Origin of the sequence: Streptomyces sp. NPDC014870 (assembly GCF_043081505.1) — a bacterium.
Classification (GTDB): Bacteria; Actinomycetota; Actinomycetes; order Streptomycetales; family Streptomycetaceae; genus Streptomyces.
In genome coordinates, this window is record NZ_JBIBWQ010000016.1 from 19,054 (window position 1) to 31,686 (window position 12,633).

Below are 12,633 nucleotides of genomic sequence, written 5' to 3' on the forward strand. Positions count from 1 at the left end.
TGGAACGCGTTCCTGGGACGGCGATACGAGGGGGATGGGGCGGGTGGCAGCGGAGACCGACGGTTTCGCGGAGTTCGTACGCGGGCTGAAGGAGCGATCCGGGCTCAGTTACGGGGTGTTGGCCAAGAAGCTCCACACGAGTACGTCGACGCTGCACCGGTACTGCAACGGGGATGCCGTCCCCGCGGAGTTCGCGCCCGTGGAGCGGCTCGGGCGGCTGTGCGGGGCCACGCGCCCCGAGCTGATCGAACTCCACCGCCTCTGGATCCTGGCCGACGAGGCGAGGCGGCGGCGGGCTTCCCTGCCGACTTCGGACGCTGCGGATGCCGCTTCGAATGCCGCTGAGGATGCCGCTTCGGGGGCGTCCGGGGCGGTCGAGGCCGTGGGCTCGCAGGTCGCAGGGGTCGATGTGGCTGCCGAGGCCGAGGCCGAGGTCGAGGTCGAGGCCGAGACGGTCGTGGTCGGGCCCGGCGAACCCGACGAGGCCGTACGGGCCCGGTCCCGCAAGCGGCTCCGCGTGGTCCTCGCCGCGGCCGCCGTCGTCGCGCTGGCCGTGCCCGTCGCCTACGGGATCGGCCGGTCGGTGACCGGCGACGACGGCGCCGGCCGGAACGCGGCCGGGCCCTCCGACCTGCGGGGCGGGAGCGTCGCGTCGAGCGGGGGACCGTCGGCAGCCGGCTCGCCGCCCGCCACGACCTCGACGTCCCCCTCCGCCACCGCCCCGCGGTCCGCCTCCGCCTCGGCCACCGCTTCCGGGACGGCTTCAGGTACCCCCGTGGCCCCGACCCGGGTGAGCGCCGCCGACGCGCCCCTGAGCGTCGGCATCAGCTCCTACAACTGGGCCGGACCCTGCGGGCAGCACTACCTGATCGGCCGGCCGCCCGAGCAGGTCCCGCCGCCGCCCCCGCCGCAGGACTCCCGACGCTGGGCGACCGCGCTCGGCGGGGTCGACGGCGGCCACATGAACCTGGAACTCACGGCGACCGGCCGCACCGACGCGGCGGTCGTCATCAACGCGCTGCACGTGCGCGTGGTCGAGCGCGCCGAGCCGCTCGCAGGGAACGCGTACTTCATGGGCGACGGCTGTGGCGGCGGCATCACGCCCCAGACCTTCGACATCGACCTCGACGAACCGGCGCCGTACGCGAGGCCCGTCGCGGGCCTCGACGGCGAACGCCGGGTGCCCGCCAAGGACTTCCCGTACAAGGTGTCCACCACCGATCCCCAGGTCCTGAACCTCGACGTGCACACCGAGAGCCACGTCGCCGCCTGGTACCTGGAGCTGGACTGGAGCAGCGGCGGACAGCACGGCACCATCCGCGTCGACGACGGCGGGAAGCCCTTCCGTACCACCGCCGTCGACGGCAGGAAGACCTACGACTACCGGCACGACCCGGGCCAGTGGGCCACGGGCTGAGCCACCAACGGCCACGGAACACAGAAGAAGGCCCCGGCACGGGTGACCGTGCCGGGGCCTTCCTTCACTTCCTCAGGCCGACTTCCTCAGCCCGCCCTCCGCGCACTCGCGCCGTCGCGCCCTCGCGATCAGAGGCGCTCGGGCGTCCGGATGCCCAGCAGGGCCATGCCCTGGTGGAGCGTGCGCGCCGTCAGGTCGCAGATGAACAGGCGGTTCTCCGCGACCTCCTTCGGCGGCTCCGGCTTGATGACCGGGCACTGGTCGTAGAACGTCGTGTACAGCGACGCCAGCTGGTACAGGTACGCGGCCAGCTTGTGCGGGGCGTACTCGGCGGCGGCCTCGGCCACCGTCTCGCCGAACTGGTCCAGGTGCAGACCGAGCGCGCGCTCCGCCGGCGCCAGCTCCAGCTCGGGGTGGGCCAGCGGCGTGCGGTCGCCGGCCTTGCCGAAGATCGACTTGATACGCGCGTACGCGTACTGGAGGTACACCGACGTGTCGCCGTTCAGCGACACCATCTGGTCCAGGTCGAACTTGTAGTCCCGCGCCGCCGACGTCGACAGGTCCGCGTACTTGACCGCGCCGATGCCCACCTGGGCGCCCCGCTCGGCGATCTCGTCCTCGGTCAGGTCCCGAGCCTTCTCCCGGACCACGGACGCGGCCCGGTCGATCGCCTCGTCCAGCAGGTCCACCAGCCGGACCGTCTCGCCCTCACGGGTCTTGAACGGCTTGCCGTCCTTGCCGAGCACCGTGCCGAAGGCCAGCTGGACCGCCTTCACGTCCTCGTTCAGCCAGCCCGCCCGACGTGCCGTCTCGAAGACCATCTTGAAGTGCAGGGACTGCCGGGCGTCGACCACGTACAGCAGGGTCGTCGCCTTCAGGTTCCCCACCCGGTCCCGGATCGCCGACAGGTCCGTCGCCGCGTAGCCGAAACCGCCGTCGGACTTCTGGACGATCAGCGGCGTCGGGTTGCCGTCCGGGCCCTTGATGTCGTCGAAGAACACGCACAGCGCGCCGTTGGAACGGACCGCGACGCCCGACTCCTCCAGGATCCGGCAGGTCTCCGTCAGCATGTCGTTGTAACCCGACTCGCCGACGATGTCGGGGTCCCGGATGTCCATGTCCAGCTTCTCGAAGACGGAGAAGAAGTAGATCTTCGACTCGTCGACGAACTTCTGCCACATGGCGAGCGTCTGCGGGTCCCCGGCCTGCAGGTCGACCACCCGGCGGCGCGCCCTCGTCTTGAACTCCTCGTCGGAGTCGAAGAACTTCCGCGCGGCCTTGTAGAGGCGGTCCAGGTTCGACATCGCCTCTTCGCCGGACACCTCGGCGTCCTTGTGGTCCAGCTCGTGCGGGTGCTCCTCCAGGTACTGGATGAGCATGCCGAACTGGGTGCCCCAGTCGCCGATGTGGTGGCGCCGGACCACCTTCTCGCCCGTGAACTCCAGGATCTCGACCATCGCGGCGCCGATCACGGCCGACCGGAGGTGGCCGACGTGCATCTCCTTGGCCACGTTCGGCTGCGCGTAGTCGATCACCGTCGTGCCCGCGTCCGCCGCGAACGGCACACCGAGCCGGTCGTCGAGGGCACGCGCGGCGAGCGTCCTGACGATCGCCTCGTCCGTGACCGTGATGTTCAGGAAGCCGGGGCCCGAGACCTCGATCTCCTTCAGCACGTCGTTCGCCGGGATCCCCTCGACGACCTTCGTCGCCAGCTCACGCGGGTTGCCCTTGAGCTGCTTGGCGAGCGCCAGGATGCCGTTGGCCTGGAAGTCGGCCCGGTCGCTACGTCGCAGCAGCGGGTCGGCAGAACCGGCCTCCGGCAGGGCTGCCGAGAGACCTTCCGCGAGACGCTGCTGCACGGTCGAAGCGAGGGAAGGGACCGAGGCCATGAGCTTCCGTTCCTGTCGGTGGTTCGGGTGGGCTATTTCGCTTGTCAAGTGTCCCATGGGTGGGCAACGTGTTTTCTCCACCTGTGGACAAACCTCAGGGCTGTGGACAACCTCCGAGCGCCCTCTTCCGTCTGGGAGAATGGCTGACGTAAGGCTGCAAGGCGTTCGAGGGAATCAAGGAAGAAGGACGTACCGACCGTGGCTCAGAGCAGCACCGAGACCGACTGGGTCTCCCGTTTCGCGGACGAGGTCATCGCCGAGTCGGAGCGACGTGCGCCTGGCAAACCGGTCGTCGTCGCCTCCGGACTCTCCCCCTCCGGCCCGATCCACCTCGGCAACCTCCGCGAGGTCATGACCCCGCACCTGGTGGCCGACGAGATCCGCCGCCGCGGCCACGAGGTCCGGCACCTGATCTCCTGGGACGACTACGACCGCTACCGCAAGGTGCCGAACGGCATCGAGGGCATCGACGCGTCCTGGGCCGAGCACATCGGCAAGCCGCTGACCTCCGTGCCCGCCCCGGCCGGCTCGGCGTACGCGAACTGGGCCGAGCACTTCAAGGCCGCCATGGTCGAGTCGCTCGCCGAGCTCGGCGTCGAGTACGACCCCATCAGCCAGACGGAGCAGTACACCGCGGGCACCTACCGCGAGCAGATCCTGCACGCCATGAAGCACCGCGGCGACATCGACGCCATCCTCGACCAGTACCGGACGAAGAAGGCCCCGAAGAAGCAGTCGCAGAAGCCCGTCGACGCCGCCGAACTCGAGGCCGAGGAAGGCTCCGGCGCGGCCAACGAGGACGACGGCTCCGGCGGCACCGGCGGCTACTACCCGTACAAGCCGTACTGCGGCCGCTGCGAGAAGGACCTGACGACCGTCACGTCGTACGACGACGAGACCACCGAACTCGCCTACACCTGCACCGCCTGCGACTTCACCGAGACCGTGAAGCTCAGCGAGTTCAACCGCGGCAAGCTGGTCTGGAAGGTCGACTGGCCCATGCGCTGGGCGTTCGAAGGCGTCATCTTCGAGCCCTCCGGCGTCGACCACTCCTCGCCCGGCTCGTCGTTCGTCGTCGGCGGCCAGATCGTCCGCGACATCTTCGACGGCGTCCAGCCGATCGGCCCCATGTACGCCTTCGTCGGCATCAGCGGCATGGCCAAGATGTCCTCCTCGAAGGGCGGCGTGCCCACCGCGGCCGACGCACTGAAGATCATGGAAGCGCCGCTGCTGCGCTGGCTCTACGCCCGCCGCAAGCCCAACCAGTCCTTCAAGATCGCCTTCGACCAGGAGATCCAGCGGCTCTACGACGAGTGGGACAAGCTGGAGGCCAAGGTCGCCGACGGCACCGTGCTCCCCGCCGACGCCGCCGCGTACGCCCGGGCCGCCCGCACCGCCGCCGGCGAGCTGCCGCGCACCCCGCGCCCGCTGCCGTACCGCACGCTCGCCTCGGTCATGGACATCACCGCAGGACACGACGAGCAGACCCTCCGGATCCTCACCGAACTCGACCCGGAACAGCCCGTCACCTCCCTCGACGAGGTCCGCCCCCGCCTGGACCGCGCCGAGAACTGGATCACCACCCAGGTCCCGGCCGACCAGCGCACCATCGTCCGCGACGAGCCCGACACCGAGCTGCTCGGCTCCCTCGACGACGAGGGCCGCGAATCCCTGCGCCTCCTCCTCGAGGGCCTGGACACCCACTGGTCCCTCGACGGCCTCACCACGCTCGTCTACGGCGTCCCCAAGGTCATGGCCGGCCTCGACCCCGAGGCCAAGCCGACCCCCGAGCTGAAGGTCGCCCAGCGCTCCTTCTTCGCCCTGCTCTACAAGCTCCTCGTCAGCCGCGAGACCGGGCCCCGCCTGCCCACGCTCCTCCTCGCCGTCGGCGCGGGGCGCGTACGCAAGCTGCTCGGCGCGTAACCGTACGACCACGGCGAAGGGCCGCCACCGGGATCGCTTCCGGTGGCGGCCCTTCGCCGTGCCGACGCGGGCGGCCGTCACCTGCGACCTTCGGACTAGCCGCGATTCCGACGTGCGCACGACGAAAACCGCCGGCTCGCACGAGACCGTGAAGACATGAAGAACGAAGCCATCGCCATCATCGGCTGGATCACCCTCGTCCAGGGTGGACTCGGCGCCGGCGGCCAGATCTTCGGCGACAGGGCCTGGGGTCTGCTCCAGAAGTGGTGGGACATCCCCACCGCCGGATACCTCGCCCTGGCCGTCGTCGGCCTCGCCCTCGCCCTCTGGGGCGAGACCACGAAAAAGCGGGCCAAGGCCTGAGCCCCGGCCCGCCACCCACCACCCGTCACGGAATGTGGTTCTCGGCCATTTCCAACTCGATGCGCTGACGGATCTGCGGAGTCAACTCCCGCAGGATCGACGCACTCCGCGGATGCTGCACGCCGTACATGTCACTCAGCCATATGTCGAGCTGCTCGGCATTGGGGAAGTCCTGCCGCTCCTCGACGTAGTCCCACATCGCCTTGTACGCCGCCTCCGCGAACTCGTCCGGATGCGGCTCCGGCTCCACGTACTCCGGATACTCCTCGAACTGCTCCGCACCCTGCTCCTGGCGCGGACCAGGGACCGGAAGCTCCTCCGGACCGTACGGCACCGCCACCGGCGTCGGCTCCAGACCCTCGACGATCTGAGGCGCGTACGCACCCTCGTACGCCTCCGGAGCCATCTGCTGCGCCGCGAACCACGGGCTGTCGTGGTTCGCCTCCAGCTCTTCCTGCTGCTGCTCCAGCTGGTCCCGCAGCTCCTGCTGAGGGCCCTGCCCCTGCTTCCGCAGCCCGCCGCCGGCCGCCGGACCCTGCTCGAGCTCCGGCGCCGTCGGCCCCACCGGCGCAGGAACCGCCACCGCGAGCGGCTCGGCCTGCGCCACCACCGGCTGCGGCGGCAACAACACCGGCTCCACACCCGCCGCCGCGAGACCGGCCGCAGCCGTCTCCGCCAGCGGCACCCCGTACTTCGCAAGACGCAACGGCATCAACGCCTCCACCGGCGCCTTCCGCCGCCACGCCCGCCCGAACCGAGCCTGCAACCGCGCCTGATAGATCAGCCGGTCCTGCTCCAGCTTGATCACCTGCTCGTACGAACGCAGCTCCCACAGCTTCATCCGCCGCCACAACCGGAACGTCGGCACCGGCGACAGCAGCCACCGCGTCAGCCGCACACCCTCCATGTGCTTGTCGGCGGTGATGTCGGCTATTCGACCCACCGCGTGCCGCGCCGCCTCCACGGCCACCACGAACAGCACCGGAATCACCGCGTGCATACCCACGCCCAGCGGGTCCGGCCACGCGGCCGCGCCATTGAACGCGATCGTCGCCGCCGTCAGCACCCACGCCGTCTGGCGCAGCAGCGGGAACGGAATCCGGATCCACGTCAACAGCAGATCCAGTGCGAGCAGCACACAGATACCGGCGTCGATACCGATCGGGAAGAAGTACGAGAAGGTACCGAAGCCCTTCTCCACGGCGAGCTCGCGCACAGCGGCGTACGAACCCGCGAAACCGATGCCGGCGATGATCACCGCACCGGCGATCACCACACCGATCAGCACCTTGTGCGTGCGTGTCAGCTGCACCGCGGCCACCCGCGATCCCCTCCCGTCAAATCCACATCTCGCGGGCACAGCGTGGCACATGCGCGAGGAGCCCGACCCCCGGGGGAGGGACAGGCTCCTCGACAACACGTGCAAAACCGGGTGTACGCGACGCGGACGCGCCCCCCTGTGACCTAACGGTTCCCTACTGGTTCGCCGCCGCGACCGCCGCGACCGCCTCCTTCGAGGCCTTCACCGCACCATCGAGGATCGCCTTGTCCGACGGCGCCTCCGCACCCGCGTACCCCGCACCGTTGTACGTGAGCAGCACCAGCACATTGCCCGTGCGCGCCACCACGGAGACGTACTTGAAGTCCTCGTCCGTCTTCTTCAGCTCGTACGCCACCGTCTTCGACTGGTCGCCGATGCCCGCGCCGTCCGCCGTACGGATCTTCTTGGCGCCCTCGGTCGCCTCGACCTTCGCCAGCTCCTTCGCGAAGTTCGCCTGGGCGCGCTCCTGGCCACTGCCCAGCGAGGCGTCCGACGCGTAGCGGTAGAACGAGACGTCGAGCCAGCGGTACTGCGAGCCCTTCACACCCTTGTCGTCCAGACCGTTCCACGAGCAGCCGCCACGGCTCTCGACATCGCTGGACGGCGCCGCCGTACCGTTCTTCGCCTTCGCCTTCGGCACCAGACTCGCGGTCGTCTTCGCGGAGATCGACTTGCAGACGTCCGGCAGCTTCGCGAACTTCGCGGGCTCGACCGCCTTCGTCGACTGCGAGGCGCTCGGCGCCGACGACGCCGAACCCTTGCCCTTGTCCGGGGTGCCCGAAGCACCGTCGGAGTCCGAGGAGCAGCCGGCGACGACGAGCATCACCGGGACGGCTGCGCAGGCGAGTATGCGGGTGAGTCGCGGGGCTGATCGGTGCATGGTTCCTTCAGTCGCTTGTCGTACGGATCCGGGTTCCGGCGTGCGGCCAGGAGGGAGTACGCCGACACGTTACGTGGTCCGGCACCCGTCACGGAGCGGCTCCGGGCACCCGCCGGGCGGCTACTCCTCCAGCCGCTCGGCGAGCAGCCGGGCCAGATTCCGGGCCTTTTCCTGCAGTTCCTGGCTGTCGGGGGCCTCCGCGGAACCCGTCGTCTGCTCCACGTACTCGACCGTCACGATCACATTGGATGTGCGGAACACCACGCTCACGGTGCGGTGCCGGCCGTTCGCGCCACCAGCGCTGAGCGCGTCGTCGAGGAACGCCACCTGACCGAGGCCCGCCAGCACGCGAGGCTCCAGACCGGTGGTGGGCGCGGTGCTCGGGGTGACGGGCGCGCTGCCGGTGGCGGTGCCGGCGGGCGAACCGGTGGGGGAGCCGCCGGTGGGGGTGTCGCCGGTGGGGGTGCCGGGGGCCGTCGCCGCCGTCCCCGCCGTCGCCGTGCCGCTCGGGGTGGTCCCCGTCGGGCTCTGAGGGCTCTGCGGGGGCTGGGGGAGGTCCGCCGCGAGCTGCTTGCCGGCGAACACCTCCTGCGCGCGATCGTCGTCGCTCACCGTCGGGTCGTACGACACCACCCGCTCGATGTCGAGCCGCAGCCGGTGCATCGTGTCGGGGGTGTCGGCCTTCCAGCTGCAGCCGACCCTGCGGTCCGTGTCGTATGTGACGGCGGCGGTGCCGCGGTACGTGGCCTCCCGCTCGTCGTCGGGCAGCTCGGTGGCGCCGGGGAGCAGGTCGCGGAGCGTGTTCTGCGGGACGGCCCGGCACGGCTCGAAGAGCGTGCGGTAGCGGCCGGGGGGAGCTGCGGAGGCGGCCGGGCCGGCCTTGGAGTCGACGTCGCCGGTGCCTGCGCCGCTGCCGGCGGAGCATCCGGTGAGCCCGAGGACGAGCACGGCGCCGAGCGCCGTCAGACCGGGTACGTACGCCTGTCGCTGCACGCTCCAAGGCTCCCTTCTGCCGAGGACTCCCCGAAAACCCTTTGCCGCCGGAGACCGGTCGGTGGACACAATGTCTATCGCACGCGCTGCCGTTGATGCCGGTCCGTTGTCACCTGTACGGGCCTTGGAACCGGTTTTTGCGTTATCAGGCTTTTTGGGGGAATCGAGGAAGTATGTCGTATGTAGAGGTACCGGGTGCGAAGGTGCCCATCCGGATGTGGACCGATCCTTCCATGATCGACGACGGCGCGATGCGCCAGCTCCACAACACTGCCACTCTTCCGTGGATCAAGGGCCTCGCCGTGATGCCGGACGTGCACTACGGCAAGGGCGCGACGGTCGGTTCGGTGATCGCGATGCAGGGGGCGGTCTGTCCGGCGGCGGTGGGCGTGGACATCGGCTGCGGGATGTCGGCGGTGAAGACGTCACTGACGGCGAACGACCTGCCGGGGGATCTGTCGCGGCTGCGCTCGAAGATCGAGCAGGCGATTCCGGTGGGGCGTGGCATGCACCGGGACATGGTGGATCCGACGAGGCTGTACCAGTTCGGCACGGCGGGGTGGGACGATCTGTGGTCGCGGTTCGACGGGATCGCGGAGTCGGTGAAGTTCCGCCATGACCGGGCGCAGAAGCAGATGGGAACGCTAGGCGCGGGAAATCACTACTGCGAAGTTTGCATCGATGGCCAAGGGTCGGTCTGGTTGATGCTGCACTCGGGGTCCCGAAACATCGGCAAGGAGCTTGCCGAGTACCACATCGGCGAAGCACAGAAGCTGCCCCATAACCAGGGTCTCGTGGACCGTGACCTGGCGGTCTTCGTCGCGGACACCCCGCAGATGGCGGCGTACCGGAACGATCTCTTCTGGGCGCAGGAGTATGCGAAGTACAACCGCGCGGTGATGATGGCGCTCCTTCAGGAGGTCATCCGCCGCGAGTTCCGCAAGGCCAAGGTCGCTTTCGAACCGATCATCTCCTGCCATCACAACTACGTGGCGGAGGAGCGGTACGAGGGGATGGACCTGCTCGTCACCCGCAAGGGGGCGATCCGGGCCGGTGCCGGTGACTTCGGCATCATTCCGGGGTCGATGGGGACCAGTTCGTTCATCGTGAAGGGCCTCGGTAACGAGGCCGCGTTCAACTCCGCCTCGCACGGCGCTGGGCGGAGGATGAGCCGGAGCGAGGCGAAGCGTCGCTTCACGGTGCGGGATCTGGAAGAGCAGACGCGGGGCGTGGAATGCCGCAAGGACGCCGGCGTCGTGGACGAGATCCCTGGTGCGTACAAGTCGATCGAGAAGGTCATGGAGCAGCAGCGGGACCTTGTCGAGGTGGTCGCTCAGCTGAAGCAGGTCGTCTGCGTGAAGGGATGAAGGGCCGACGGGCGGAAGGGGGCAGCGTGAAAGCGCGCCCCCTTCCGCCTTCCTTTCAGTCGGGGAGGGGCGCCAGTCCGTGAGTCAGCTTCCAGCGACGCACCTGGCATGCGCTCTGAGAGAGCCCCAACGTCGCGGCGGCTTGCGCCAGGGTCGGTGCTGCCAGCAGGATGCGATCCTTCTCCGGCGACCATTTGATCCGAGGCGCCGCCTTCTTCATTCCGGCCGGACGCACCCACATTTGGATCGTGGCCGCATTGGCCTTCTTGTGGTCGAGCGCCAGGCAGCCGGGATAGTAGAGGTGCTCCGCGAGCCGCTGCGCCTGCTCCTTGACGTAGGTGACGACGTAGACCTGGTCGCGGGTGTTGCGGCGGGCGATGCGCTCGGCACCGGTGATCCTCTTGGCGTAGTGGCACAGATACGCGGCCGCGGCTGTGCTGGCGGAAGTGAACGAGAGGAACGGGAAGCCCTCGGCGGTCCAGCCGAGTGACCCGTCGGCATCGATCAAGCCGCGGACGTAGTCCGGCCGGGAGAACTCGACGCGGGGTGGCCGGATGGCCCGTGACTTCTTGCCGTAGGGGATCCCGAGTTCGTTGACGATGGCCCGTGCCTCTTGGTCGCACAGGGACCACGTGGCCGAGTGGTGGTTCTCGGCGAAGTTGGTGGTGCGGACCCGCTCCGTGACTGAGCTGTAGTACGGGGTCAAGCGCTGGAACTCGTAGAGGATGTGGATGTCCCGCGCGTTGATCTCGGCGGTCAGCCTGCCCTTCTGGCCCGCTCCCGCCGCGAGGTGCCCGTCGGCCTGCAGGAAGCCGAACATGTAGGCGTAGCAGGGGTCTTCGAGGTCCATGAAGGCTGTCTTCGGGGCTTCGGAGGTGAGGGCGCCGAGGTCGAAGAGTGTGGGCGCGTTAGGGTCGTGCTCAGCCACGAGGAAGTCTCTTTCCTTGGTGGTCAGACGCCCGGCCGGGACGGCAATCCTGGTCGGGCGTCGTTTGTTTGGGTTGTGGCTGACCCTAGGTCGCGTTTTCGGTTGTCGTCCGGGTGATCCAGTCGGTTCACCCAGACGTGTGGCCTTCGGGTCAGAGTGCGCGGTGGACCTTGGTGTTGGAGGCCTGGGCTCGGGGGCGGACGACGAGGAGGTCGATGTTGACGTGCGGGGGGCGGGTGCAGGCCCAGGTGATGGTGTCGGCGACGTCGTCGGCGGTGAGGGGTTCGGCCACGCCCGCGTAGACCTTGGCGGCCTTCTCGGTGTCGCCGCGGAAGCGGGTGGTGGCGAACTCGTCCGTCTTGACCATGCCGGGGGCGATCTCGATGACGCGGACGGGGGTGCCGACGATCTCCAGGCGGAGGGTCTCGGCGAGGACGCGGGCGCCGTTCTTGGCGGCGACGTAGCCCGCGCCGCCTTCGTAGGTGGAGTGGCCTGCGGTGGAGGAGAGGACGACGACGGTGCCGTCTCCGCTCGCGGTGAGGGCCGGGAGCAGGGCCTGGGTGATGTTGAGCGTGCCGATGACGTTGACCTCGTACATCTGGCGCCAGTCATCGGGGTCGCCGGTGGCGACGGGGTCGGCGCCGAGTGCGCCGCCCGCGTTGTTGACGAGGACGGCGAGGGTGCGGAAGGCGGTCGCGAACTCGTCGACGGCGGTGCGGTCGGTGACGTCGAGGGCGTAGGCGGTGGCCTGGCGGCCGGCCGCGACGATCTCGGCGGCGAGGGCTTCGATGCGGTCCTTGCGGCGGGCGGTCAGGACCACGCGGTATCCGGCGGCGGCGAGCTGCCTGGCCGTGGCGGCGCCGATGCCGCTGCTCGCTCCGGTGACGACGGCGATGGGGGTACCGGCGGCGGTCATGACGTGCTCCTCGCGCGTGTGGTCGATTATGTCGATCGCGTGGTCAGGATAGGTCCGGGTGGTCGGCGGGTGCGGGGGCGGTGTCGGACACGCTGACTGATGGATAGTCAGAACATGTGTCGATTCGTCGGTATCTTCTGGCTATGGGTGCGATGCGCAAGGCGCTGCTCGGGGCGGTTCTCGCGGGTGTGGTGGTGGTCGGTACGGGTACGGGTGCCCGTGCTGTGGGGGGCGAGGCCGACCTGGCCCATCACGGTCATCTCTCCTTGTGGGAGGGGCGGGTCGGGGTCTGGCTGGTCAGTGCGAACCATGGGCCGTCGGACGTGTCGCAGGCGACGGTGCGGCTGGCGTTCTCCGAGCCGATGGCGGGTGGGCAGGAGCTGCCGCCGTCCTGTCTGTGGGGCGGTGACCGGGTGGTGGTCTGCCGTACGGGTGAGCTGCGGGCCGCGGGGGTCGTGGGGGAGCTGGCCCTGGATCTGCGGACCGCCGCGTCCACGGACGAGGTGACCGTGGACATCTCGACGGTCTGGATGGACGGGGTCGTGGATCGGAACGCTCGGAACGACCGGCATCGTGTGCTGGTGCTCGCCACGGGTGATCCGTACGTCTTCTGACGTCTTCCGGCGTCTGCTGGGC

At 69.4% G+C, this 12,633-nt stretch carries 11 protein-coding genes; 5 read left to right on the top strand and 6 right to left on the bottom strand.

Annotated elements, in window-relative coordinates:
- Positions 1-34 precede the first annotated feature (34 nt).
- On the top strand, positions 35-1,417 hold the full coding sequence (locus tag ACF09C_RS35990; RefSeq protein WP_392097707.1) for a helix-turn-helix domain-containing protein: 1,383 nt from the start codon (positions 35-37) through the stop codon (positions 1,415-1,417).
- A 128-nt stretch (positions 1,418-1,545) separates the two neighbouring features.
- Here ACF09C_RS35990 and argS read toward each other — a convergent pair whose 3' ends face one another.
- Positions 1,546-3,306: an arginine--tRNA ligase gene (argS, locus tag ACF09C_RS35995; protein ID WP_392097709.1), complete on the bottom strand. Its 1,761-nt coding sequence runs from the start codon at positions 3,304-3,306 to the stop codon at positions 1,546-1,548.
- Between the two features lie 198 nt (positions 3,307-3,504).
- Here argS and lysS point away from each other — a divergent pair, with 198 nt between their 5' ends.
- Both lysS and ACF09C_RS36005 read left to right on the top strand, forming a co-directional pair.
- The gene (gene lysS / locus ACF09C_RS36000) at positions 3,505-5,229 is read left to right on the top strand and encodes a lysine--tRNA ligase (RefSeq protein ID WP_392097711.1); all 1,725 of its coding nucleotides are present in this window, start codon (positions 3,505-3,507) and stop codon (positions 5,227-5,229) included.
- Between the two features lie 156 nt (positions 5,230-5,385).
- Positions 5,386-5,592: a hypothetical protein gene (locus ACF09C_RS36005; protein WP_392097713.1), complete on the top strand. Its 207-nt coding sequence runs from the start codon at positions 5,386-5,388 to the stop codon at positions 5,590-5,592.
- A 25-nt stretch (positions 5,593-5,617) separates the two neighbouring features.
- On the opposite strand, the gene ACF09C_RS36010 is transcribed toward ACF09C_RS36005, so the two are convergent.
- From ACF09C_RS36010 to ACF09C_RS36020, 3 genes are all read right to left on the bottom strand, one after another.
- The gene (locus ACF09C_RS36010; protein ID WP_392097715.1) at positions 5,618-6,913 is read right to left on the bottom strand and encodes a DUF2637 domain-containing protein; all 1,296 of its coding nucleotides are present in this window, start codon (positions 6,911-6,913) and stop codon (positions 5,618-5,620) included.
- Positions 6,914-7,067: 154 nt separating this feature from the next.
- A complete protein-coding gene (locus tag ACF09C_RS36015; RefSeq protein ID WP_392097717.1) occupies positions 7,068-7,793 on the bottom strand; it encodes a DUF3558 domain-containing protein in 726 nt (241 codons plus the stop codon).
- 120 nt (positions 7,794-7,913) lie between these two features.
- Positions 7,914-8,786 (bottom strand): DUF3558 domain-containing protein, encoded by an 873-nt coding sequence (locus tag ACF09C_RS36020; RefSeq protein ID WP_392097719.1) that lies wholly within the window; start codon positions 8,784-8,786, stop codon positions 7,914-7,916.
- A gap of 173 nt (positions 8,787-8,959) precedes the next feature.
- Here ACF09C_RS36020 and ACF09C_RS36025 point away from each other — a divergent pair, with 173 nt between their 5' ends.
- Positions 8,960-10,153, top strand: coding sequence for an RtcB family protein (locus ACF09C_RS36025; protein ID WP_392097721.1), 1,194 nt, complete (start codon positions 8,960-8,962; stop codon positions 10,151-10,153).
- Positions 10,154-10,208: 55 nt separating this feature from the next.
- Here the strand turns inward: ACF09C_RS36025 and ACF09C_RS36030 are convergent, their stop codons facing one another.
- Both ACF09C_RS36030 and ACF09C_RS36035 read right to left on the bottom strand, forming a co-directional pair.
- Positions 10,209-11,081, bottom strand: a complete 873-nt coding sequence (locus tag ACF09C_RS36030) for an LAGLIDADG family homing endonuclease (protein WP_392097722.1) — start codon at positions 11,079-11,081, stop codon at positions 10,209-10,211.
- Between the two features lie 151 nt (positions 11,082-11,232).
- Complete coding sequence (locus tag ACF09C_RS36035; protein WP_392097723.1) at positions 11,233-11,997, bottom strand: SDR family NAD(P)-dependent oxidoreductase; 765 nt, start codon at positions 11,995-11,997, stop codon at positions 11,233-11,235.
- 143 nt (positions 11,998-12,140) lie between these two features.
- On the opposite strand from ACF09C_RS36035, the gene ACF09C_RS36040 reads away from it, so the two are divergent.
- Positions 12,141-12,611: a hypothetical protein gene (locus ACF09C_RS36040; RefSeq protein WP_392097725.1), complete on the top strand. Its 471-nt coding sequence runs from the start codon at positions 12,141-12,143 to the stop codon at positions 12,609-12,611.
- The last annotated feature ends 22 nt before the right edge of the window (positions 12,612-12,633 follow it).

What these genes read in the sequence shown, in the direction of transcription:
- ACF09C_RS36015 (WP_392097717.1), bottom strand. Translation starts at nt 7,793, where the DNA reads ATGCACCGATCAGCCCCGCGACTCACCCGCATACTCGCCTGCGCAGCC.
- ACF09C_RS36040 (WP_392097725.1), top strand. Translation starts at nt 12,141, where the DNA reads ATGGGTGCGATGCGCAAGGCGCTGCTCGGGGCGGTTCTCGCGGGTGTG.
- ACF09C_RS36025 (WP_392097721.1), top strand. Translation starts at nt 8,960, where the DNA reads ATGTCGTATGTAGAGGTACCGGGTGCGAAGGTGCCCATCCGGATGTGG.
- argS (WP_392097709.1), bottom strand. Translation starts at nt 3,306, where the DNA reads ATGGCCTCGGTCCCTTCCCTCGCTTCGACCGTGCAGCAGCGTCTCGCG.
- ACF09C_RS35990 (WP_392097707.1), top strand. Translation starts at nt 35, where the DNA reads ATGGGGCGGGTGGCAGCGGAGACCGACGGTTTCGCGGAGTTCGTACGC.
- ACF09C_RS36035 (WP_392097723.1), bottom strand. Translation starts at nt 11,997, where the DNA reads ATGACCGCCGCCGGTACCCCCATCGCCGTCGTCACCGGAGCGAGCAGC.
- ACF09C_RS36005 (WP_392097713.1), top strand. Translation starts at nt 5,386, where the DNA reads ATGAAGAACGAAGCCATCGCCATCATCGGCTGGATCACCCTCGTCCAG.